Origin of the sequence: Isoptericola maris, assembly GCF_048065335.1 — a bacterium.
GTDB lineage: Bacteria > Actinomycetota > Actinomycetes > Actinomycetales > Cellulomonadaceae > Isoptericola > Isoptericola rhizosphaerae.
Genome location: NZ_JBLUNY010000006.1, coordinates 133,442 through 156,590, shown reverse-complemented (window position 1 = coordinate 156,590; position 23,149 = coordinate 133,442). Strand labels below are relative to the sequence as shown.

General features: G+C 73.2%; 19 protein-coding genes and 1 tRNA gene. 13 read left to right on the top strand and 7 right to left on the bottom strand.

Translation table 11 applies throughout. The features are described from left to right. Nucleotides 1-10: 10 nt before the first annotated feature. A complete protein-coding gene (locus ACH5HR_RS10910) occupies nt 11-1,453 on the top strand; it encodes a beta-N-acetylhexosaminidase (RefSeq protein ID WP_416477825.1) in 1,443 nt (480 codons plus the stop codon). A 40-nt stretch (nt 1,454-1,493) separates the two neighbouring features. On the opposite strand, the gene ACH5HR_RS10905 is transcribed toward ACH5HR_RS10910, so the two are convergent. After that, on the bottom strand, nt 1,494-3,389 hold the full coding sequence (locus ACH5HR_RS10905) for a dolichyl-phosphate-mannose--protein mannosyltransferase (RefSeq protein WP_416477823.1): 1,896 nt from the start codon (nt 3,387-3,389) through the stop codon (nt 1,494-1,496). Nucleotides 3,390-3,437: 48 nt separating this feature from the next. Between ACH5HR_RS10905 and rsmI the strand changes: the two genes are divergently transcribed. Beyond that, a complete protein-coding gene (gene rsmI, locus ACH5HR_RS10900) occupies nt 3,438-4,304 on the top strand; it encodes a 16S rRNA (cytidine(1402)-2'-O)-methyltransferase (RefSeq protein WP_416477822.1) in 867 nt (288 codons plus the stop codon). A 28-nt stretch (nt 4,305-4,332) separates the two neighbouring features. On the opposite strand, the gene ACH5HR_RS10895 is transcribed toward rsmI, so the two are convergent. Continuing rightward, the gene (locus ACH5HR_RS10895; protein ID WP_416477820.1) at nt 4,333-4,911 is read right to left on the bottom strand and encodes an isochorismatase family protein; all 579 of its coding nucleotides are present in this window, start codon (nt 4,909-4,911) and stop codon (nt 4,333-4,335) included. A 104-nt stretch (nt 4,912-5,015) separates the two neighbouring features. Here ACH5HR_RS10895 and metG point away from each other — a divergent pair, with 104 nt between their 5' ends. The 7 genes from metG to ACH5HR_RS10860 all read left to right on the top strand — a co-directional run bounded on the left by metG (nt 5,016) and on the right by ACH5HR_RS10860 (nt 13,975). Next, on the top strand, nt 5,016-6,812 hold the full coding sequence (gene metG / locus ACH5HR_RS10890) for a methionine--tRNA ligase (RefSeq protein WP_416477818.1): 1,797 nt from the start codon (nt 5,016-5,018) through the stop codon (nt 6,810-6,812). A 2-nt stretch (nt 6,813-6,814) separates the two neighbouring features. Next, nucleotides 6,815-7,732: a TatD family hydrolase gene (locus ACH5HR_RS10885; protein WP_416477817.1), complete on the top strand. Its 918-nt coding sequence runs from the start codon at nt 6,815-6,817 to the stop codon at nt 7,730-7,732. A 75-nt stretch (nt 7,733-7,807) separates the two neighbouring features. Continuing rightward, nucleotides 7,808-9,004: an aggregation-promoting factor C-terminal-like domain-containing protein gene (locus ACH5HR_RS10880; RefSeq protein ID WP_416477815.1), complete on the top strand. Its 1,197-nt coding sequence runs from the start codon at nt 7,808-7,810 to the stop codon at nt 9,002-9,004. 278 nt (nt 9,005-9,282) lie between these two features. Continuing rightward, entirely contained in the window at nt 9,283-10,545 is a 1,263-nt protein-coding gene (locus ACH5HR_RS10875) for a resuscitation-promoting factor (protein WP_416477814.1), read from the top strand. A 268-nt stretch (nt 10,546-10,813) separates the two neighbouring features. Next, entirely contained in the window at nt 10,814-12,145 is a 1,332-nt protein-coding gene (locus ACH5HR_RS10870) for a resuscitation-promoting factor (protein WP_416477812.1), read from the top strand. A 28-nt stretch (nt 12,146-12,173) separates the two neighbouring features. Next, nucleotides 12,174-13,046, top strand: a complete 873-nt coding sequence (gene rsmA, locus ACH5HR_RS10865; protein ID WP_402374424.1) for a 16S rRNA (adenine(1518)-N(6)/adenine(1519)-N(6))-dimethyltransferase RsmA — start codon at nt 12,174-12,176, stop codon at nt 13,044-13,046. Then, the gene (locus ACH5HR_RS10860) at nt 13,043-13,975 is read left to right on the top strand and encodes a 4-(cytidine 5'-diphospho)-2-C-methyl-D-erythritol kinase (protein WP_402374426.1); all 933 of its coding nucleotides are present in this window, start codon (nt 13,043-13,045) and stop codon (nt 13,973-13,975) included. Before rsmA ends, ACH5HR_RS10860 begins: the two co-directional genes overlap by 4 nt. Nucleotides 13,976-14,030: 55 nt before the next feature. Here ACH5HR_RS10860 and ACH5HR_RS10855 read toward each other — a convergent pair whose 3' ends face one another. Further along, nucleotides 14,031-15,008 carry an acetylxylan esterase gene (locus tag ACH5HR_RS10855; protein WP_402374428.1) on the bottom strand — a complete coding sequence of 326 codons (978 nt, stop codon included), beginning with the start codon at nt 15,006-15,008 and terminating at the stop codon, nt 14,031-14,033. 90 nt (nt 15,009-15,098) lie between these two features. Here ACH5HR_RS10855 and ACH5HR_RS10850 point away from each other — a divergent pair, with 90 nt between their 5' ends. Both ACH5HR_RS10850 and ACH5HR_RS10845 read left to right on the top strand, forming a co-directional pair. Next, complete coding sequence (locus ACH5HR_RS10850) at nt 15,099-15,638, top strand: putative immunity protein (protein WP_402374430.1); 540 nt, start codon at nt 15,099-15,101, stop codon at nt 15,636-15,638. Between the two features lie 13 nt (nt 15,639-15,651). Continuing rightward, nucleotides 15,652-17,487: an ABC-F family ATP-binding cassette domain-containing protein gene (locus ACH5HR_RS10845; protein WP_416477809.1), complete on the top strand. Its 1,836-nt coding sequence runs from the start codon at nt 15,652-15,654 to the stop codon at nt 17,485-17,487. A 67-nt stretch (nt 17,488-17,554) separates the two neighbouring features. On the opposite strand, the gene ACH5HR_RS10840 is transcribed toward ACH5HR_RS10845, so the two are convergent. The 4 genes from ACH5HR_RS10840 to ACH5HR_RS10825 all read right to left on the bottom strand — a co-directional run bounded on the left by ACH5HR_RS10840 (nt 17,555) and on the right by ACH5HR_RS10825 (nt 21,087). Beyond that, a complete protein-coding gene (locus ACH5HR_RS10840; RefSeq protein WP_416477807.1) occupies nt 17,555-18,805 on the bottom strand; it encodes an MFS transporter in 1,251 nt (416 codons plus the stop codon). Further along, nucleotides 18,798-19,301 carry a MarR family winged helix-turn-helix transcriptional regulator gene (locus ACH5HR_RS10835; protein ID WP_402374435.1) on the bottom strand — a complete coding sequence of 168 codons (504 nt, stop codon included), beginning with the start codon at nt 19,299-19,301 and terminating at the stop codon, nt 18,798-18,800. Before ACH5HR_RS10835 ends, ACH5HR_RS10840 begins: the two co-directional genes overlap by 8 nt. 135 nt (nt 19,302-19,436) lie before the next feature. Further along, nucleotides 19,437-20,336 carry a hypothetical protein gene (locus ACH5HR_RS10830; protein ID WP_416477805.1) on the bottom strand — a complete coding sequence of 300 codons (900 nt, stop codon included), beginning with the start codon at nt 20,334-20,336 and terminating at the stop codon, nt 19,437-19,439. Nucleotides 20,337-20,490: 154 nt separating this feature from the next. Beyond that, complete coding sequence (locus ACH5HR_RS10825; RefSeq protein WP_402374543.1) at nt 20,491-21,087, bottom strand: TetR/AcrR family transcriptional regulator; 597 nt, start codon at nt 21,085-21,087, stop codon at nt 20,491-20,493. A 240-nt stretch (nt 21,088-21,327) separates the two neighbouring features. Between ACH5HR_RS10825 and ACH5HR_RS10820 the strand changes: the two genes are divergently transcribed. Beyond that, nucleotides 21,328-21,399 (top strand) — tRNA-Gln (locus ACH5HR_RS10820). A 98-nt stretch (nt 21,400-21,497) separates the two neighbouring features. Next, on the top strand, nt 21,498-23,129 hold the full coding sequence (gene glmU, locus ACH5HR_RS10815) for a bifunctional UDP-N-acetylglucosamine diphosphorylase/glucosamine-1-phosphate N-acetyltransferase GlmU (protein WP_402374545.1): 1,632 nt from the start codon (nt 21,498-21,500) through the stop codon (nt 23,127-23,129). Nucleotides 23,130-23,149: the final 20 nt, after the last annotated feature.

The following is a 23,149-nucleotide window of genomic DNA, read 5'->3' as shown; positions in this document are numbered from 1 at the left end:
GAACCCCCGCATGCTTCCCCTCATCCCGTGGCCCACCGAGGTCACGCAGCCCGACGCCCCTGCCCTCGAGCTGCCCGCGGTGCGCGTCGACGCGCCCGACGCGCAGTTCGCCGAGCTCGTCGCCGAGCAGCTCTCGGCGGCCGGGGTGCCCCTCGCCGCCGCGGCGGACGCCGTGCCGTTCACGCTGCGCCTCGACACCGCCGCGGGACCCCAGGGCTCGGACAGCCCTGAGCGGTACACGCTCGCCGTGGGCGAGGGCGCGATCACCGCGACCGCTGCCGAGCCGGTCGGCCTGCTGCACGCCGCGCGCAGCCTGCGCCAGCTCGTGGTGCGCCCCGACGATGCGGCGGGACGGAGGGGGAGCGTCCCCGCCGTCGTCGTCCACGACGCCCCGCGCTACCGCTGGCGCGGGCTGTCCTTCGACGTCGTGCGCCACTGGTTCGGACCGGACGACATCCGTGCCGTCGTCGACCTCGTGGCCGCGTTCAAGCTGCGCGTGCTGCACCTGCACCTCACCGACGACCAAGGCTGGCGCATCGAGATCCCGTCGCGGCCCGAGCTGGAGAAGGCGTCCGACAACCAGGTCGGCGGCGGCTCCGCCGGCTACCTGACCGTCGAGGACTTCCGTGCGCTGCAGGACTACGCCGGGGCGCGCCACGTGACGATCGTCCCCGAGTTCGACATGCCCGGGCACGTCAACGCGGCCACGCACGTCTACGGCGGCCTGACCGACGACGGCGTCGCCACCGACGCGTACGGCGGCATCGAGGTCGGCTTCTCGCGGCTGTGGTTCGACAACCCCGCCACCGAACCCTTCGTGCGCGACGTCGTCGGCGACCTCGCACGCATGACCGACGGCGAGTGGGTGCACGTGGGCGGCGACGAGGTGCTGACCATGGAGCGCGAGGAGTTCGCGCGCTTCGTGGAGCTCGCGCAGCGCGTCGTGCGCGAGCACGGCAAGACGCCGGTCTTCTGGCAGGAGGGCGCACGGGGCCCGGTGGAGCCCGGGACGCTGCTGCAGTACTGGGAGCCGAAGGGCGAGGACCTCGACCGGTTCGTGGCGGCGGCCCAGGGTGGTGCACGGTTCATCATGTCTCCCGGCAACCACACCTATCTCGACATGAAGTACACCGCCGAGCACCCGTTGGGTCTGCAGTGGGCGGGCTTCGTCGAGCTGCGCGACTCCTACGAGTGGGAGCCCACCGCCGTGATCGAGGGCCTCCCTGCCGCCGCCGTGGAAGGCGTCTCCGCCGCGGTGTGGACCGAGACGCTCACCACCCGTGACGAGCTGTTCTCGATGCTGCTCCCGCGGCTCGGCGCCGTGGCCGAGGTCGCCTGGACCTCCGCCGAGGCGAAAGACTTCGACGGGTTCACGGCCCGCACCGCGGCCCAGGCGCCGGCATGGCGCTCCGCCGGGTGGGCGTTCCACCCGACGCCGCAGGTCGCCTGGTAGCTCCGTCCGACGGATGGCTCCGCGCCGACGCCGGGGGCCGTCAGATCCAGTTCTGGAAGCGGATGACCTCGCGCCAGTAGTCGTACGGCACCTGCATCGCCGACCAGAACGGGTAGAACGCCACCGACACCGCCGTGATCGTCAGCAGCACGCCGGCGATCACGGCGAGGGTCCCGCCGCGCCCGGACCGGTGGCGCGTGCGTTCGAGCGCCACCACCATCGGGTACAGGAGCGTGAGGATCACCCAGGGCGTGAACACGATCGAGTAGAACGTGAAGATGGTCCGCTCGGAGTAGAAGAACCACGGGGCCCAGCCGGCGATCGTGCCGGACAGGACGGCCAGGGCCCGCCAGTCGCGCAACCAGACGCCGAGCACGATCGTCACGACGATCGCGATGGCGGCGAGGAACCACAGCAGCGGGTTGCCGATCGCCGAGACCGCGACGGCGCACGCGCCGCCGTCCGGCGGGCAGCCGTTCTCGCCGGCGGCGGAGCGCTCCCAGAAGAACGACGTGGGCCGCCACTGCACGATCCAGCCCAGCGGGTGCGAGGCGTAGGCATGATCGGAGTTCAGGCCCGTGTGGAAGCCGAACATCTGCTGGTGGTAGTACCAGAGGCTCGCGAGCCAGTCGGGCATCCACGAGACCGCCTCGTCCGGATGGTCGGCGGCCCAGGTGCGGTAGTAGCCGTCCTTGCCGACGATCCATGAGGTCCACGACCCCACGTAGGTGACCACCGCGACCGGCACGATCTGCAGGAAGGCGAGCGGGGCGTCGAGCGCCAACGACTGCAGCCAGCCGTGCCGGATGCCCGCCCGCTGCCGGGCCGTCAGGTCCCACAGCACGGTGAGCAGGCCGAACACGGCCACGAACCACAGCCCCGACCACTTGACCCCGCACGCCAGACCCAGCGCGATGCCGGCGGCCAGGCGCCACCAGCGGAACCCCAGCCCGCGCGGTCCGAACCTCGCGACGGTGCCGCCCGCCTCGAGGACCGACCCGACGCCGGCTGCCAGCCGCCGGCGGGACTGCTCGCGGTCCAGCAGCAGGCAGCCGAAGGCCACGAGCACCCAGAACATGAGGAACTGGTCCAGCAGTGCGACCCGCGAGTGGACGATCGCCTCGCCGTCGATCGCCAGGAGGAAGCCCGCGGCGAGGCCCATCACCGTGCTCGAGAAGAGACGACGGGCGATCCGGACGAGCAGCAGCACGGCCAGGATGCCGACGACGGCGCTCGCCAGGCGCCACGCGAACGGGTTCGCCGGACCGCCACCGGCCTCCATGCCCAGCCAGATCATCCACTTGCCGACGGGCGGATGGACGACGTAGGCGGCCTGGTCGAGGTACGAGTCGACGTCACCCGCCTCGAACGCCGGGTTGGGGTCCTCGGGCCACTGCCGCTCGGTGCCCTCGCGTCCCAGCGTGTACGCGTCCTTGACGTAGTAGGTCTCGTCGAAGACCAGGCTGCCCGGCCGGCCGAGCTCCCACAGGCGGGTCACCGCCGCGAGCAGCGTGACCACGATCGTGCCCACCCAGCCGAGCACCTGGGCACGCCGGGTGGCCCCCAGCGCCAGGCGACGCTCGCCCAGCAGCCGTACCAGCAGGGTCTGCTCCGTGACGGCCGGCTCGCCCGGCGTGGTCTCCGCCTCGTTCGCCGGCAGGTCCGTGCCCGACGGCGGTACGTCCGCCCCGCTCCCGGCGGCGGTGGGAGTCCCGTTGGCCGGCGTGGGCGGGGTGCGCGACGAACCGTTCTGCCCGACGCTCGGGACGGCACCGGTGATGGCGCGGAACGCGCCGGTCACGATGGGGATGCCGCGGGTGTCCGTGCGGTGGCCGTGGACGTCACGCCGTGAGGGGTACTGGCGGCGCGGCGCGGACGGCGAGTCGATCTCCGGGTTCTCACCCGTGGCGGGAGCGTCGGCATCAGGGGCGGTCACCTCGGCCACTTTAGAGGGTCATGACGTCGCCGTGGGACAGTTGCCCACATGAGTCGTGAGGCAGGGTCCGTCGTGCTGGCCGCCACCCCCATCGGCAACGTGGAGGACGCCTCGCCGCGCCTGCTGCGCCTGCTGCAGGAGGCCGACGTCGTCGCCGCCGAGGACACCCGCCGGCTGCACGGCCTGGCCGGCCGGCTCGGCATCAAGGTCGGGGGCCGCGTGGTCTCGTACCACGAGCACAACGAGCGGGACCGGGCCGATGACCTGCTGGACGTGGTCGACGGCGGCGGGACCGTCGTCGTCGTCACCGATGCCGGGATGCCGGCCGTCTCCGACCCCGGGTTCCGGCTCGTCGAGCGTGCCGTCGAGCGGGGGCTGCCGGTCACGGCGGCGCCGGGTGCCTCGGCGGTGCTCACGGCGCTCGCGCTGTCCGGGCTGCCGACCGACCGCTTCACCTTCGACGGGTTCGTGCCGCGCAAGGCGGGGGACCGGGGCCGGTTCCTCGGCGCGCTGGTGACCGAGCCGCGCACCATGGTCTTCTTCGAGGCGCCGCACCGTGTGGTCGAGACGCTGGCCGCGATGGCCTCCGCGTTCGGCCCGGACCGTCCTGCGGCCGTGTGCCGCGAGCTGACCAAGACGTACGAGGAGGTGCTGCGCGGCCCCCTGGGTGAGCTCGCGGCGCTGGCGGGCGAGCGGGCCGGGTCGGGTGCCGGGCTGCGCGGCGAGATCTGCGTCGTCGTCGGCGGAGCCCCGGCCGCGGAGACGCCGCGCGTGGAGGACCTGGTGCCCGAGGTCCTGGAGCGCGTGCAGGGTGGAGAGCGGCTCAAGGCCGTCGTGGCGGAGGTGGCGACGGCGGCCGGCGTCCCGAAACGGGACCTCTACGCCGCCGCCCTCGCCGCCCGCCCGCCGAGGTAGTAACGCCGGCGCCGAGGTAGGAGCGGCGCTACCTCGCGGCGCCGGAGTCGGCGAGCTCGACGCCGGCGGCGGCCAGCTCCTCGCGCGCCCGCTCGCCCAGCTCGGGCGACACCGGCGCGGTGAGGTCCGCCAGCACCCTCGTGGAGAACCCGAGCCGCGTCGCGTCCAGCGCCGTGTGCTTGACGCAGTGCGACTCCGCCAGGCCGACGACGTCCACCGCGGTGGTACCGGCCTCCCGCAGGACCGACTCGAGCGACCGGCCCGCGCCGTCGGCCCCGTCGAACCCGGAGTACCCGTGGTCGTACTGCCCCTTCTTGACCGCGACGTCGGCGGCCAGGTCCGCGAGCGCCGGGTGCAGCTCCGCGTTCGGCGAGCCCGCGACGCCGTGCACCGGCCACGAGTCGACGAAGTCCGGGGTGTCGCTGAAGTGCTCGCCCGGGTCGATGTGCCAGTCCTGGGTGGTGACGACCAGGCCGTACCGGTCGCGGTGCTCCCCGGCGTACGCGGCGACGTCGGCCGCGACACGGTTCCCGCCGTCGACGCCGAGCTCACCGCCCTCGCAGAAGGTCGGCTGGACGTCCACGACGATCAGTGCGCGCGTGCTCATGCCCACCACTGTGCCACCTTCGTCGCCGCCGTCGCCGCCGGCCGTGGCGGCCGGACCCTGGACGCCCGGGTCCGCGGCCGCCGTCGGCCATTAGGATTCGGGGCATGACCCACATCCTCTCGGCCGTGGCATGGCCCTATGCCAACGGCCCGCGGCACATCGGCCACGTCGCCGGCTTCGGCGTTCCCTCCGACGTCTTCAGCCGGCACATGCGGATGGCGGGTCACGACGTCCTGATGGTCTCCGGCACGGACGAGCACGGCACGCCGATCCTCGTCCAGGCCGAGTCGGAGGGCGTCACCCCGCAGGAGCTCGCGGACCGCTACAACCGGGTCATCGTCGAGGACCTGACCTCCCTGGGCCTGTCCTACGACCTGTTCACGCGCACCACGACGCGCAACCACTACGCCGTCGTGCAGGAGATGTTCCGCACGGTGCACCAGAACGGCTACATGGTCGAGAAGTCGACGATGGGCGCGATCTCGCCGTCCACGGGCCGCACGCTGCCCGACCGCTTCATCGAGGGCACCTGTCCCATCTGCGGCTACGACGGCGCTCGCGGCGACCAGTGCGACAACTGCGGCAACCAGCTCGACCCGATCGACCTGAAGAACCCGCGCAGCCGCATCAACGGCGAGACGCCCAAGTTCGTCGAGTCGAACCACTTCTTCCTCGACCTGCCGGCCCTCGTCGACGCGCTGTCCTCGTGGCTCGAGAAGCGCGACGGGTGGCGGCCCAACGTGCTCAACTTCAGCCGCAACCTGCTCGACGACGTCCGCCCGCGCGCCATGACGCGCGACATCGACTGGGGCATCCCCGTGCCGCTGGAGGGGTGGGAGGACAATCCCGCCAAGCGGCTCTACGTGTGGTTCGACGCCGTGATCGGCTACCTGTCCAGCTCGATCGAGTGGTCGCGACGCCAGGGCACGCCCGAGGCGTGGCGCGAGTGGTGGACGAACCCGGACGCCCGCTCGTACTACTTCATGGGCAAGGACAACATCACCTTCCACTCCCAGATCTGGCCGGCGGAGCTGCTGGCGTACGACGGAGGCGGGTCGCGCGGGGGTGCGCCGGGCCGGTTCGGCTCGCTGCAGCTCCCGACGGAGGTGGTCTCCAGCGAGTTCCTCAACGTCGAGGGCCAGAAGTTCTCCTCCTCGCGCGGCGTCGTCATCTACGTGCGCGACATGCTGGCCCGGTACCAGCCCGACGCGTTCCGCTACTACGTCGCGGCGGCCGGGCCGGAGAACCAGGACGTCGACTTCACGTGGGACGGGTTCCTGCGACGCACCAACGACGAGCTCGTCGCCGGCTGGGGCAACCTGGTCAACCGCACGGCGAGCATGGTCCACAAGAACTTCGGGCAGATCCCGACGGCGGGCGAGCTGACCGACACCGACCGTGACGTCCTGGCCGCCACGAGCAAGGCGTTCACCGACATCGGGTCCCTCATCGAGTCCAACCGGCAGCGGGCCGCGATCGCGGAGGCGATGCGCGTCGTCGGCGACGTCAACCGCTACGTCTCCGAGACCCAGCCGTGGAAGCTCAAGACGGACCCGGAGCGGCTGGCCACCGTGCTGCACACCACGACGCAGGCGGTCAGCGACTGCAACACGCTGCTGGCCCCTTTCCTGCCGCACTCGGCGCAGTCCGTGCACGAGGTCCTGGGAGGTACGGGCGAGTTCGCGCCGCAGCCGCGCATCGAGGAGGTCACCGACCTCGACGACGACTCGCGGCACTACCCGGTCATCACCGGCGACCACGACGGCGGCTACCGGTTCCCCGCGTGGGAGTCCAGCCCCGTGGTGCCGGGCACCCCGATCGCGAAGCCGTCGCCGGTGTTCACCAAGCTCGACGACTCGATCGTCGACGAAGAGCTCGAGCGGCTGCGCGAGAAGGCCTGAGCGTGGCGCGCAAGCGTGAGCGCGGGTTCCCGCTCGACCCCGAGCCGCTGCCCGTCCCCGTCGTCGACAACCACACCCACCTGGACGCGATCGCGGACCTCGTCGCCGACGGCTCGCCGGTCCCGACCGTGGCCGACCACGTGGCCCGGGCTACCGCCGTCGGCGTGGACCGGATGGTGCAGGTGGGCTGCGATCTGCCGTCCGTCGAGTGGACCGACGCGCTCCTGCGGGATGCGGAGGCCGACGCGCTCCTGGGTGCGGTGGCGATCCACCCCAACGAGGCGGTGCTGCACGCCGGTGTCCGGGAAGTCGGCCCCGACGGGCTCGAGCCGCAGCCGCGGCCGCACCACTCGACATCGCTGGCGGACGCGATCGCCCGCGTCGCCGAGGTCGCCCGCGACAACCCCCGCGTGCGGGCGGTGGGGGAGACGGGCATGGACCTGTTCCGCACCGGGCCGCAGGGCGAGGAGGCGCAGCGCGAGTCGTTCCGCGCCCACGTCGCGCTCGCCAAGGAGCTCGGGCTGGCGCTGCAGATCCACGACCGCGACGCCCACGAGCAGGTGATCGAGGTCCTGCTGGCGGACGGTGCGCCGGAGCGGACCGTCTTCCACTGCTTCAGCGGGGACGCGGCGATGGCGGCGCTCGCCGCCGAGCACGGCTGGTACCTGTCCTTCGCCGGGACGGTCACCTATCCGAAGAACACCCATCTGCGCGAGGCGCTGCGCACGGTGCCGCTCGAGCTCGTCCTCGTGGAGACCGACGCGCCCTACCTGCCGCCGCACCCGTTCCGGGGGCAGCCGAACGCCCCGTACGTCGCCGCGCACACCGTGCGGGCCATGGCCGAGGTGCTCGACCGACCGCTCGCCGACGTCTGCCGAGCGGTCTCGGACAACACCGGACGGGTCTACGGGTCGTGGTGACCCCTGTCGCTCGAGCCCAGGTTCGGCTACGGTCTGGTGACCGTGGCGACACCTGAGGCTGGACGACGGCGTGACATGACCCGGAGGCGCCGTCCCCCGGAGCGGTACGTCGGCCGCCGCGGCCCCCTGGGCGCGATCATCCGCGGTGCGCTGCAGGTGCTGGTGGTCGTCGCGGTGGCGCTCGGCACGACGGGCGTCCTCGCGGCGCACAGCACGGTCACCGTCGACATGGACGGCCGGGTGCAGACTCTCGACGGCTACGGGCGCACGGTCGGTGAGGTCCTCGCGTTCCACGGCATCGAGCCGGGCCCCGACGACCTGGTGCAGCCCGTCGCCTCCGCCCCCGCGCCGCGGGACGGCGAGGTCGTGGTGCGCACCAGCAAGGAGGTCACGCTCGAGGTCGACGGCGAGACCACGAGCTTCCGGACGACGGCGCACACGGTGGGCGAGCTCCTCGCCGCCCTGGGGCCGCGGGGCGACGGCGCGGTGGCCTCGGCGTCCCGCAGCGACCCGTTGGGCCGCGGCCCGGTGCGGGTGTCCACGCGCAAGACCGTCTACGTGTCGGTCGACGGCTCGGTGCTGCCGCTGCGGACCACGCAGGCGACGGTGCGGGACGTGCTGGCCGAGGTCGAGATCTCCCTGGGCGAGGACGACCGGACGTCGGTCCCGCTGGGGGCTGCCGCCGTCGACGGCATGGTCGTGGTGGTCAACCGTGGCGGGACGGCGTCCGACATCGTCACCGAGGTCGTCCCGTTCGAGACCGAGCGCATCGAGTCCGACGACCTGCCGAAGGGGCACGAGACCGTACGGACCCGTGGCGTGCCGGGCGAGCGCGTGACCACCTACGAGGTGCACACGCTCGACGGCGCGGAGGTCCGGCGCACGGTCGTCGACCGGTCGGTGACCGTGGAACCCGTCGACGAGGTCGTCGTGGTGGGCACGCTGGACGTGTCGCAGGTGCAGGCCGACCCGGGCTCGGCGAAGGCCATCGGCCGGGCGATGGCGGCCGAGCGCGGCTGGGGCGACGACCAGTTCGTGTGCCTGGACAAGCTGTGGACCAAGGAGTCCAACTGGCGCTGGAACGCCGAGAACCCCTCGAGCGGGGCGTACGGCATCCCGCAGTCCCTGCCCGGGTCGAAGATGGCGTCCGCCGGATCCGACTGGCGGACCAACCCGGCCACGCAGATCTCGTGGGGCCTGGGCTACATCTCCGGGCGGTACGGCACCCCGTGCAGCGCGTGGGAGCACTCCATGTCGGTCGGCTGGTACTGACGGGGCCGGTCGGGTGCGTTCGACCGGGTGCTGGTGTGACGTCCGTCGCGAGAACCCGGGCAGTTTTCCGGCATACCGTCCCTTAGCCGGGCATACATACCGCAGGGTGTCTTGGATGTAGATCACGATGCGGTTACGCTCGTCGGAGCCACCGGATCGACGCCCGGCCCGACCGCCAGTCGGGGACCCGCCGTCGTGCCCGCACCTGCCGACGTCTGGAACATCTCTTGAACGACTGGTCCGACGACTCCGTCACGCCACCGACAGCACCCGTCCCCGTGAGTGCCGAACCCGCCACGGAGCAGACCGCCGGGGCGGCTGCGGCCGCCACCGCGCTGCGCCGCCGCCGCTGGCCGCTGATCACCATGGTGGTCGCGCTGAGCATGGTCGTCGCCGGCGGCGTGAGCTTCGCCGTCGTCGAGCAGCTCCGCAAGGACGTCACGCTCGACGTCGACGGCGAGCTCGTCTCGGTGACCACCTACGCCGACACCGTGGACGACGTCCTCGCCGAGGAGAACGTCCGCGTCGGCAGCAACGACGAGGTCACGCCCGCGGCGGGCGACGAGCTGCGTGACGGCGCCGTCGTCGAGGTCCGCTACGGCCGCGAGCTGACCGTCGAGACCGACGGCGAGGAGCAGGACGTCTGGGTCACGGCGCTCGACGCCGCCGGGGCCCTGGCGGCACGCGCCACGCGGGCCGATCAGGGCCGCCTCGGGCCGGCCGGGGCCGCGGCCCGGGCGACCCTGCCCATCCGTCTCGACGCCGAGCAGCCGGTGGCGCTCGTCGTCGGCGGCGACGAGACGGTGGTCGACGACGGGGCCACGACGCTCTCGGAGCTCTTCGAGGCGGAGTCGGTCGAGATCGACGCCGACGACCGCGTCCACGTGGACCGGATCGAGGCTGCCGCGCCCGGCGACCCGACGGTGCGCGTCGTCGTGCAGGTCGTCGACGTGGAGAAGGTCACCAAGACCAAGAAGATCGCCTTCGACACCGTCACGAAGAAGGACCCCGACCGCTACAGCGACAAGGGCTCCACCGTGTCCCGCGAGGGCAAGGACGGCGAGCGGACCATCGTCAAGCGTGTGACGCGCGTCGACGGCGAGGTCGAGTCGCGCGAGAAGGTGTCGAACAAGGTCACCACCAAGCCGGTCGACGAGATCGTCGTCACCGGCACCAAGGAGCGGCCGGAGCCCGAGCCGGCGCCCGCCGACTCCGGTTCGAGCAGCTCGTCCTCGAGCGGTTCCTCGTCCAGCAGCTCCAGCTCGAGCGGTTCGTCCGGCGGCTCGTCCGGCGGCAGCGCCCCGGCCGGCGTCTGGGGCCAGCTCGCCCAGTGCGAGTCGGGCGGCAACCCGTCGACCAACACCGGCAACGGCTACTACGGGCTGTACCAGTTCTCGCTGCCGACGTGGCAGGCCGTGGGCGGCTCCGGCCTCCCCTCGGACGCGTCGGCCGCCGAGCAGACGAAGCGCGCGAAGATCCTGCAGCAGCGCTCCGGCTGGGGCCAGTGGCCGCACTGCGCCAGCAAGCTCGGCCTGCTCTGACCTGGCCGACGTAGCGCACCACCCGACGAGGTGGTCGAGGGTGCCGCGAGGTAGTACCACCTCGCGGCACTCTCGACCACCTCGTGGTGTGTCCGGGCCGAGAAGCCCTGAGGCCCGGGACCGCCAGGTGTGACCCACGTCGTCTTGCGCTCTATAACGAATCAGTTACGGTCGGGTGTCGTTCGCGCTCCCCGAGGCGTGCCAGTCGTGTAGACCGCCGCCCAGCTTTCGAGAGCCGACCCCCACCACGTACCCCCTCAGGAGTTCTATGACCTCCGCACCGGAGAACCACGAGCCTCGGCCCACCACCGCCGAGACCCGCGCCGTCCGCACGCGCCACGCGCGCCGTCGTCGGACGCTGATCGCCGGCGCCACCGCCGGCACCCTCGTCCTCGGCGTCGGCTCGGCCGTCGCCGTGTCACAGGCCCACAAGACCGTCACGCTCGACGTCGACGGCGAGACCCGGACCGTGAGCACCTTCGCCGGTGACGTGGACGGGCTGCTGGCCGACGAGGGCGTCGCCGTCGGTGACCGCGACCTCGTCGCCCCCGCCGGGGGCACCGCGCTGTCCACCGACGACGAGATCGTCGTGCGTAGCGGCAAGGAGCTCGACGTCGAGATCGACGGCAAGGAGAGCACCGCCTGGGTGACCGCGGCGGACGCCCACGAGGCGCTCAACCTGCTCGCGCAGCGCGGCGAGGACATCGCGCTCGTCGCGTCGCGGTCCGAGGACCGCGCCGAGCTGCCGCTGCAGGTGCACGACGGCGACCAGGTCGCCGTGGTGCACGACGACACCGTGGCCGTCGCCGACGGCACCGACGAGCTCGACGACGTCCTCGACGACGCCGAGGTCGCGGTGGACGAGGACGACGTCGTCACCCTGCACACCGCGGGCGACGCCGGGGTGACGGCCGAGAGCCTGCCCGAGGGCGCCGACGTGCCGCAGGTCGCCGTCGTCGTCCAGCGTGTCGAGGTCGAGCGCGTCACCCAGGTCAAGGAGATCGACTTCGACACGAAGACGAAGAAGAGCTCCGACCGGTTCGAGGACCTCGACCCCAAGGTCAAGAAGAAGGGCGAGCCCGGCTCGCGCACCGTCGTGCGGGAGATCACCACGATCGACGGCGAAGAGGTCTCGAACGAGAAGGTCACCTCCCTGGTGACTGCCGAACCGACCACCGAGGTGCTCGTCGAGGGCACCAAGGAGCGGCCGGAGCCTGAGCCCGAGCCGGCGACCTCGTCGTCCGGCTCCTCCTCCGGTTCGTCCGGCGGGGCGTCCACGTCCGCAACCGGCAGCTACTCGGGATCCAACCGGGAGATCGGTCAGCAGATGGCCGCGGCCCGCGGTTGGAGCGGCGGCGAGTGGACCTGCCTGGAGAACCTGTGGACCAAGGAGTCCGGCTGGTCGCACACGGCCGCCAACCCCTCCTCGGGCGCCTACGGCATCCCGCAGTCCCTGCCGGGCAGCAAGATGGCCACCGCCGGCTCCGACTGGCAGTCCAACCCGGCCACCCAGATCTCCTGGGGCCTGGACTACATCGCCGGCCGCTACGGCTCCCCGTGCGGCGCCTGGGGCCACTCGCAGGCCAACAACTGGTACTGAGAGGTCCGGTCGGGCGATACTCAGCCCCATGACTGACACCCCCGGCGCCCTGCTCGGCCCTGCGGAGATCCGCGAGCTGGCAGGGCGCCTCGGCGTCCGGCCCACCAAGACGCTCGGGCAGAACTTCGTGCACGACGGCGGCACGGTGCGCAAGATCGTCCGTGCGGCCGGGGTGCAGCCAGGCGACCGGGTCGTGGAGATCGGCCCCGGCCTGGGGTCGCTGACTTTGGGGCTGCTGGAGGCCGGCGCGTCGGTGGTGGCGGTCGAGATCGACCCCGTCCTGGCCGGGCAGGTCGCCGAGACCGTCGAGCGCCACCTGCCCGGCGCCGACCTCGAGGTGGTGACCGCGGACGCGATGGACGTCACCGAGCTGCCCGGCGAACCGCCGTCAGCCCTCGTGGCGAACCTGCCGTACAACGTGGCCGTGCCGGTGCTGCTGACGTTCCTCGAGCGTTTCGACTCGCTGCGCTCGGTGCTCGTCATGGTGCAGGCCGAGGTCGCAGACCGCCTCGCCGCCCCACCCGGGTCGCGGACCTACGGTGTACCGTCCGCCAAGGCCGCCTGGTACGGGTCCGCCCGCCGGTCGCTGACCATCGGGCGCAACGTGTTCTGGCCCGTGCCCAACGTGGACTCGGCGCTCGTCGCGTTCGAGCGGCACGAGCCGCCGTCGACGACTGCCACGCGCCAGCAGGTGTTCCGCGTGGTCGACGCTGCGTTCGCCCAGCGCCGCAAGACCCTGCGGGCCGCGCTGTCGGGCCTGTTCGGCTCCGGGGCCGCCGCCGAGGAGGAGCTGCGCGCCGCCGGCGTCGACCCTTCGCTGCGCGGTGAGCGCCTGGCGGTCTCGGACTTCGCCCGCATCGCCGAGCGCCTGGACGCCGGTGCTGGCACGGTGGACGCGTGAGCCACCTCGCTGCCGCCCCCGCGCCGTCCGTCCGCGTGCGTGCCCCGGGGAAGATCAACCTGACGCTGCGCGTCGGGCCCGTGGCCGACGACGGCTACCACCCGCTCGTGACGGTGTTCCAGGCGGTCACCCTGTACGAGGAGATCACCGCCACCGAGGTGCCCGAGGGCACGGGCATCTCGCTGACCGTCGAGGGGCCGCAGGCCGACCGGGTGCCGCTGGACTCCGGCAACCTGGCCTGGCAGGCCGTCGAGGCGATCGCCCGGCACGTGGGGCTCGACCCGAGCGTGGCGCTGCACATCGCCAAGGGCGTGCCGGTGGCCGGAGGGATGGCCGGCGGCTCGGCCGACGCTGCCGCGACGCTGCTCGCCTGCGACGCGCTGTGGGGCACCGCCCTGCCGCGGCACGAGCTCCAGAGCATCGCGGCGACGCTGGGGTCGGACGTGCCGTTCGCGCTCCTCGGGCACACCGCCGTCGGGACGGGCCGTGGGCACCTGCTGACCCCGGCGATGGCCCGTGGGGAGTTCCACTGGGCGTTCGCCACCCGCGACGAGGGGTTGTCGACCCCGGCGGTGTACCGGCGGTTCGACGAGCTCGGCGGAGGCGCGGGCTCCGACGTCAGCTCGGCCGACGACAACGGTCTGATGCAGGCCCTGCGCGCCGGCGACCCGACAGCGCTGGGCCAGGCGCTGCAGAACGACCTCGAACCGGCCGCGCTCGACCTCCGCCCCGAGCTGGAGCGCACGCTGGAGATCGCGCAGAATGGTGGCGCGCTCGGGGCGATGGTCTCCGGGTCGGGGCCGACGGTCGCCGCGTTGGCGCGCTCGCGTCAGCACGCCCTGGCGATCGCCGCGACGTGGACCGCCGAGGGGGCGGCCGACGCCGTCTGGTGCACCACCGGCCCGGCCGCGGGCGCCCGCGTCCTCTGACGAGGTGGTACCGGTCTCGCCGGGGTAGTACGGCGCCCGTCGAGGTAGGACGGCGTCACACCTCGCCGACGTGCTTGCGCAACCAGGCCAGGGTCGGGGCGAACCGGTAGTGCTGGCCGCCCTCGTGCCCGTTGTACGGATAGACGTCGATGCTCTTGTCCGAACCGCCCCAGGCGTTGTACGACGCGTACACGGTCGACGGCGGGCAGATGGCATCCATCAGGGCGACGGAGTACAGCCCGGCCGCCTGCGCGCGCCGCGCGAACGAGACCCCGTCGAGGTAGGACAGCGTGCGCCAGACGGCGTCCTCGTGCTCACGGTGCACCGACAGGTACTGGGTGATCTCGCCGTACGGAAAAGCATCCGTGATCTGTACAGCTCGCCGGAAGTGGCTGAGGAACGGCACGTTCGGTGCGGCGGCGACCACGTCGGGCAGCAGGCCCGCGACAGCGATCGCGATACCGCCACCCTGGCTCGTCCCCGCGACCGCGACGCGCGCCGGGTCGATGCCGTCGAGCTGCCGGACGGCGTCGACCGCTCGGACACCGTCGGTGAAGACCCGGCGGTAGTAGTGCTCCGCGGGGTCGAGGATCCCGCGGGTCAGGAAGCCGGGCGAGGCCGGTGCGTGGCCCACCGGGTCCGGGGTGTCACCGCCGGAACCCCAGCCCGAGCCCTGCCCTCGCGTGTCCATGATCAGGTGCGCGAAGCCCGCCGCTGCCAGCCCGAGCTGCTCGTGCGGCAGTCCGCGGCCCCCTCCGTACCCGAGGTACTCGACGACGGCGGGCAGCGGCCCGTCCACCCGTGCGGGGCGCACCAGCCACGCCTTGACGGGGTGGCCGCCGAAGCCCGGGAACGTGACGTCGTCGACCGTGATCTCCGAGAGCCCGGTGTCGACGCGCTCGACCCGCACGTCCTCGCCGTGCCCACGCGCCTCGGCGACGGTGCCGGCCCAGAACTCGTCGAAGTCGGCCGGCTCGTCGAGCTGCGGAGCGTACTGCTCGAGCTCGGGCAGGGGCAGGTCGAACTGGGCCATGCGTGGTCCTCCGTACGTGGCGCGGTGATGAGCGGCACTCTATCGCTGCCGGTCAGGCGGGCTGCCGTCCAGCAGTGGCACCATCGACGCATGTCTGGTGCCTCCGGCGACTTCGAGCTGACCGGCGACGAGCTGCGTGCGGTGGCGCGCTACGCCGCGACGTCCGCAGGCGACGTCCTCGGCGTCTTCGAGCAGGAGCGGCCTGACGACGGCCGGCCGCGCGCCGCGCTCGAGTCCGCGCGGGCGTTCGTCGACGGTGCACCGCGCAGCCGGTGGCAGCGCACGGCCGCGATGGACGCCCACCGCGCCGCTGCGGCAGCCCCGACGGAAGCGTCCCGACTGGCAGCGCAGGCGGCCGGGGATGCCGCCGCGGCGGCGTACCTGCACCCGATCGCCAAGGCGCACCAGGTGGGTCACGTCCTGCGTGCCGCGGCGAACGCCGTGCGCATCGCCGAGATCCGGGCCGGCGCCGACCTGGGCGCTGTCGAGCGGTCCCTCGCCCAGGCGCGGGACCGTGCCACGCCGGTCGTCGTGGACGTGCTCCGCCGGTACCCGCCGGCACCGGCCGGACGGAGCCGGGTGGCCCGGCTCATGACGGAGCTCGACGTCTCGCTGCGCGCTGGGAGGTGACTACCCTTCTGGGGTGGCTCATCTTCTCGGTGCGGACGGCATCTCTCTGACCATCGGCACCCGCACCCTGCTCGACGGCGTCTCGCTCGGCCTCGACGACGGCGACCGGATCGGCGTCGTCGGACCCAACGGTGCCGGCAAGTCCACCCTGCTGCGCCTCCTCGCGGGGACCGCGACGCCCGACGGCGGACGGGTCACCCGGGTGGGCGGCTCCCGGCTAGGCATGCTGGACCAGCGCGACGAGGCCCGGCCCGGAGCCACGGTGCTCGACCTGGTGCACGGCGACGATGCGACGCACGAGTGGGCGTCCGACGCCCGCATCCGCGCCGTGCACTCCGGGCTCCTGGCGGACCTCGACCTCGACCAGCCGGTGTCGACCCTCTCCGGCGGGCAACGCCGTCGGGCGGCGCTGGCGGCGCTGCTGGTGACCGACCCGGACGTGATGCTGCTCGACGAGCCCACCAACCACCTCGACGTGGAGGGCGTGGCCTGGCTGGCCGAGCACCTGCGCGACCGGTACGGCCGTGCCGGCGCGACGGGCGCGCTCGTCGTGGTCACGCACGACCGCTGGTTCCTCGACGCCGTCTGCTCGCGCATGTGGGAGGTCCGAGGCGACGGGACCGGCGCCGTCGACGGCTACGAGGGCGGGTACGCCGCCTACATCCTGGCCCGCGCCGAGCGGTCGCGGCAGGCGGCCGCCGCGGCCGAGAAGCGCAACAATCTGCTGCGCAAGGAGCTCGCGTGGCTCAAGCGCGGGGCGCCCGCGAGGACGTCCAAGCCGAAGTTCCGCCTCGACGCCGCGGCCGCGCTCATCGACGACGAGCCGCCGCCGCGCGACACGCTCGAGCTCACCCAGATGGCCACCAAGCGGCTGGGCAAGGACGTGCTCGACCTCGAGGACGTCACCGTCTCCGTCCCTCGGCCGGACGGCGGGCAGCGCACCCTGCTGGACGGCGTCACGTGGCGGCTCGGGCCCGGCGACCGCTACGGACTCGTGGGGGTCAACGGTGCCGGCAAGACGACGGTGCTCGCGCTCCTGGCGGGGCGACGGGAGCCCGACGACGGACGCGTGCGCCGCGGCAAGACGGTCGAGGTCGCGGAGCTCACCCAGGAGGTGACGGAGCTCGACGAGGTCGGCGACCGGACGGCCGTGCAGGTGGTCGACGCCGAGAAGCGCACCGTGGTCGTGGACGGCAAGGAGATGACGGCGGGCCAGCTCACCGAACGGCTCGGGTTCACTCGCGAACGCGCGCACACGCCGGTACGGGACCTGTCCGGGGGTGAGCGCCGTCGGCTGCAGCTCCTGCGGCTGCTGGTCTCCGAGCCCAACGTGCTGCTGCTGGACGAGCCCACCAACGACCTCGACACGGACACCCTCGCCGCGGTGGAGGACCTGCTCGACGGCTGGCCCGGCACGCTCATCGTGGTCTCCCACGACCGGTACCTGCTGGAGCGGGTGTGCGACCGGCAGTGGGCGCTGCTCGGTGACGGGACCCTGCGGGACCTGCCCGGGGGAGTGGAGCAGTACCTGGAGCTGCGTCGTGCTGCGGCCGCGGGTCCGGCGGGCTCCGGCCTGCCGCGCGGCGGTGAGGTGCCGTCGTCGGGCACGGGTGCTGCCGGGCCCACGGCGTCGCCCGCGGACCAGCGGGCGGCGAAGAAGGCGGTGCAGCGGCTGGAGCGCCGGCTGACCAAGCTGGTCGAGGAGGAGAAGCAGCTCCACGACAAGATGGCCGCCGACCCGACGGACTACGAGGGTGTCGCGCGGCTCGACGCGCGGCTGCGCGAGCTGCTCGCCGAGAAGGACGAGGTCGAGATCGAGTGGCTGGAGGCCGCCGAGCTCGCCTTGTGACGCCTGTGGACCCCGCCCCCCGCCCCCGCCCCCGGCGGTGTGGGTGCACGACACGCCGTCTGGCGGCTCAGCCAGACGGCGTGTCGTGCACCCGCAACGCGTCGCCACGCGGCCGGCCCGAGGCGAGCCACAGGGTCACCGCCATGAGTGTCAGCAGCCCGGTCGCCACGAGCAGCGGTACGGTCCAGCCGTCCGTCGCCTCGTGGACCGCGCCGAGGACCGTCGGGGCCGTCGCCGCGCACGCGTACCCGGCGGTCTGCACGACGGCGGAGGCCCGGCGGGCGGTCGCCACGGACGGCGAGCGCTGGGCGATCAGCGTGAAGATCACCGTGAAGTTGCCGCCCTGGGCTGCGCCCGCGAGGCACACCCACAGCCACCAGGCGTGCGGTGCGAGCAGCAGCCCGACGGGCAGCGACAGCCACATGACCGACAGCCCGGTGGCGACCTTCCGCGCCGAGAGCCGCCCCGCCATCCCGAGCGGCACGAGGAACGCGCCGGCCACGGCCGCGAGCTGGAACGGCGCCGCCGCCCCGCCTGCGGCCGCGGCGTCGATCCCGAGCCGGTCGGCCAGGATCGCGGGCAGCCACGCCGTCATCGCGTAGTACCCGGAGGCCTGCCCGGCGAACGCGAGCGCCAGCAGCACCACGAGCCGCCGTTGCGCACCGAGCGCCCCGGCGGTGGGTGGCGCAGCGGCCGACGGCGGCACCCCGGTGTGGCGCACGGCGAGCGCCCGGCCCGTGGGCAGCCACACGACCAGGGCTGCCACGGCGAGGAGTCCCCACCCGGCCAGCGCCCACTGCCAGCCGAACACGACCGCCAGGGGCACGGTGAGCATGGTGGTGAAGGTGGAGCCGACGTTCATCGTGGCGGTGTAGGCGCCGGTGACGGCGGCTGCGCGCCGTTGGAAGTCGCGGGCGATGACCACCGGCACGGCGACGTTGCCGAGCGTGATGCCGAGACCGAGCACGGCGGTCCCGGCGAGCGCGGTGGGGACCGACCCGGTGGACCGCAGCAGCGTCCCGCCCAGCACGCCGACCAGGGCGAGCAGGATGGTGCGCTCGGGACCGAGCCGACCGACCAGTACCGCCGCCGTCGGCGTGAACAGGGCGAAGCAGAGCACCGGCACCGACGTCAGGAGGCCGGCTCCACCGGAGGACAGGCCGAGCCCTGCGGCGACCTGGTCGACCACGGGCGGGAGCGACGTGATGGGGGCGCGCAGGTTGAGCGCCACGAGCAGCAGCGCGCCGAGCGCGCCCCAGCCGGCGCTGGTGGTGAGCACGCCGCCAGGGCGGGTGCCGCCGTCGGACGGGCTAAGCATCGAACTGCGCACCGAGGGTGCGCAGCAGGTCGGCGAGGCGGGGGCGTTCCGTGGCGGGCAGGGCGTCGAGGACGCGGGTCTCGACGTCGAGCAGGTCGCTCATCGCGGCGTCCACGCGGAGGCGACCGGACGAGGTGAGCTGGACGAGCACGCCACGGCGGTCGTCCGGGGAGCGGTGTCGCTCGACCAGGCCCCGGCGCTCGAGCCGGTCGATGCGGTTGGTCATGGTGCCGCTGGTCACGAGGGTCTGGGCCACCAGCGTGCCGGGGGAGAGCCGGTAGGGGTCGCCGGCCCGACGCAGCGCGGAGAGCACGTCGAACTCCCAGGTCTCGAGCTCGTGGCGGGCGAACGCGCCGCGCCGGGCACGGTCGAGATGGCGGGCCAGCCGGCTGATCCGGGAGAAGACGCTGAGCGGCTCGACGTCGAGGTCGGGTCGTTCACGGCGCCAGGCCGCGACGATGCGGTCGACCTCGTCCCCGGTGCGCGTGCTGTCCATGCGACGAGCGTATCGCGGGTCTCTCGACGTCAAGACTCTTGACGCGCCCCCTGATCGCTGTGGGTGCACGACACGCGGCTACGGGACTCCGTCTGACGGCGCGTCGTGCACCCACAACGATCAGGGGGGGCGGGGTCAGTGGCGACGCAGGGCCGCACGGACGCGCGCGACGACGGGTCGCAGGTCGCGCAGGTCGTCGCCGACGACGACGATGACGATCCAGCCGAGCTCCTCCAGACGCCGTCGGGCGCGGACGTCCTCACGCCACTGAGCCCGGTCGGTGCGGTGCTGGTCGCCGTCGTACTCGATGGCGATCCGCTCGGCGGGATAGACGAGGTCGACGCGCTTGACGTACCGGCCCTCCGGGTCGGTGACGACCTCGTTCACCCGCGGGCACGGCAGACCACCGGCGACCAGTCCCAGGCGCGTCACGGTCTCCGGGCTGGAATCGGTGCCCGGCCGCATGCGCGAGATCTGCTCACGCACCTGGGTGATGCCCTTGACCTTGCGCGTGCGCTCGGCCAGGTCCGTCAGCCCCGCGACAGTGGTGAGCGAGTGCTGGCGGCGCATCATCGCGTCCCCGAGGACGACGGCGTCGTCGGGTCGCCGCAGCCCGACGCCGACGTGCACGAACGTCTGGGCCGCCGTCGTGACGAGCAGCCCGTCGTGCTCGACGACCTCCAGGAACGACTGCCGCGAGCGGTGCGCGACCACGCCGTCGTACCGCGGCCGGTCCTGCTGCCTGCCGGTGACTACGTGGATGGCGTCGTCGTGCTCCAGCGTCCAGGGGCGTTCGACGCCGAGCAGGTCGAGCGCCGTCGTGTGCGAGAACGCCACGTCGGGACCGAGGCGCTCGGCGAGCGCGCGGCAGGTGTCGGCCAGGCTCTCCGGCAGCGCGGCGGAGCGGACGCCGCGGAAGGGGGTCGCCAACCGGGACGAGCGGAGCCGGTGACGGGGGACGCCGTGCCGGACGGCGTCGGACACCCGGAACGGTCGGTCGAGAGGGATGCGCGGGTCGAGCGGTGGGGGAGGCATGGGCACACGGTGCCCGGGCGCCCGGCGCGGCGGGAGGGCCCACCCCGCATCTGTGGACAACCCCTCGCCCCGCGTGCTTGTGGGTGCACGACACGCCGGTTGAGGCATGAGTCAGGCGGCGCGTCGTGCACCCACAGCGGCGAAGAGGAGGGGGTCAGCTGTTGATGAGACCCGGCTTGCGCTCCATGCCCGCCAGGCCGTTCCAGGCCAGGTTGACCAGGTGGGCGGCCACGTCGGCCTTCTTCGGACGCCGGGCGTCCAGCCAGTACTGACCGGTGAGCGCCACCATCCCGACGAGCATCTGCGCGTAGAGCGGCGCGATCTTCGGGTCCAGCCCGTTGCCCTTGAACTGGTCGGCGAGGATGTGCTCGACCTGCGCGGCGACGTCGCCGATCAGCGACGAGAAGGTGCCGGTCGCCTGCGCCACGGGGGAGTCCCGCACCAGGATGCGAAACCCGTCCTCGGACGCCTCGATGTAGCCGAGCAGGGCCAGCGCGGTGCGTTCCACCATGAGCTTGGGGTGCCCGCCCTCGGCCAACGCGCCCGTCAGCGCCGACGTCAGGCTCTGCACCTCCCGGTCGACGATGACGGCGTAGATGCCCTCCTTGCCGCCGAAGTGCTCGTACACCACCGGCTTGGACACCTCCGCCGTGGCGGCGATCTCCTCGACGCTGGTCCCCTCGAACCCCTTGGCGGCGAACAGGCCGCGACTCACCGCGAGCAGCTGCTCCCGGCGCTGGCTCGCGGTCATCCGGGCACGCGGGGCACGCTTGGACGCGCGAGAGTCGGCAGGCATGGGTCCATCATGCCTGGTCCGCGCGGGCCACCATGTGGTCCGCGCCACGTGGCGCTCACGTCCGGTTCGCCCGGATGTGCGCGAGCCACTCCCGGCGACCTGGCAGACTGGGCCCCGGACGCGTGACGGCGGTGCGCAGCAGGTGGGCAGTACCGCGTGCTGCGGGGAGGACCCCGGGCCGCCGTGGCGCACCGATCCGCCTTGGTGTAATCGGCAGCACACGGGTTTTTGGTGCCCTTGGTCCAGGTTCGAATCCTGGGGGCGGAGCTCTCGCGACACCCGACAGAGACGGAGTACCGGTGGTTTCCACGGACCCTCACGGCGACCAGCACGCAGCCCACGGCCCGACGCGAGCGTCGAACGGCATGCCGCGACCGGCCGCCGTCGTCGTCCTCGCCGCCGGGCAAGGGACACGCATGCGGTCCGCGACCCCCAAGGTGCTGCACGCCCTCGGCGGCCGCTCCATGCTCGGGCACGCGATGACCGCGGCTCGCGAGCTCGACCCCGTGCACGTGGCCGTCGTGGTGCGCCACGAGCGCGAGCGGGTCGCCGCCGCGGCGCTCGAGCTCGACGAGTCCGCCCTCGTGGTCGACCAGGACGAGATCCCCGGGACCGGCCGGGCCGTGCAGTGCGCGCTGGACGCGCTCGACGCGCGCGCCCACGCCGCCGTGGCCGCAGACCTCGCGACCGCCGCCGAGGTGCACGACGGCGCGGAGCACCCGCTCGGGGACGGCCTCGAGGGCTCGGTGGTCGTCCTGGCCGGGGACATCCCGCTGCTCGACGGCGCCGCGCTCGGTGAGCTGCTCACCGCCCACCACGCCGACGGCAACGCCGTGACGATCCTGACGACCGAGCTCGAGGACGCCACCGGATACGGCCGCATCGTGCGCGAGCAGGGCACCGGCGACGTCGTCGCGATCGTCGAGCACGCCGATGCGACGCCCGAGCAGCGCGAGATCCGCGAGATCAACTCGTCGGTCTACGTCTTCGACGCCGCGGTGCTGCGCCGTGGCCTCGGCGGGCTGGGCTCCGACAACGCGCAGGGCGAGGTCTACCTCACCGACGTCATCGCCTCGGCCCGGGCCGAGGGCGGGGCCGTGCGCGCCCTGCTCAGCGACGACCCGATGCTCGTCGAGGGTGTCAACGACCGCCTCGCCCTGGCGACGCTCGGTGCCGAGCTCAACCGGCGCATCCTGACCGACTGGATGCGCGCCGGCGTGACCGTCGTCGACCCGGGCACCACGTGGGTGGACGCGGACGTCGAGCTCGCCCAGGACGTCACCCTCCTGCCCGGCACGCAGCTGCACGGGGCGACGCGCGTCGAGGCCGGCGCCACCATCGGGCCGGACACCACGCTGACCGACGTCGAGGTCGGCCCGGACGCCACCGTCGTGCGGACCCACGGCTCGCTCGCCGTGATCGGCGCCGGGGCCGGCGTGGGGCCGTTCGCGTACCTGCGCCCCGGCACGGTCCTCGGTGAGCGGGGCAAGATCGGGACCTTTGTCGAGACGAAGAACTCCCAGATCGGTGCGGGCTCGAAGGTGCCGCACCTGTCGTACGTCGGCGACGCCACGATCGGGGAGCAGAGCAACATCGGTGCGGCCTCGGTGACCGTCAACTACGACGGCGTCCACAAGCACCGCACCGTCATCGGCTCGCACGCCCGGACGGGGGCCGACAACATGTTCGTCGCGCCGGTGACGGTGGGCGACGGCGCCTACACCGGTGCGGGCAGCATCATCACGCGCGACGTGCCCGCGGGAGCCCTCGGCGTGAGCCGCTCGCAGCAGACGAACGTCGACGGCTGGGTCGAGCGCCGCCGTCCCGGGACGGCGGCCGCCGACGCCGCCGCGCGGGCCAACGGGGCCGGCGAGAGGCCCGGCGCCCTCGGCAGCCAGGCGCAGCGCGAGCTGGCCGAGCACAACGCCCTCACCGGGGCCGTCCCGGTGGTGCCTGACGACGACGCCGGGTCACCGGAGTCCTCCGAGTCCGCCTGATCGCTCGCCCACCGTGACCC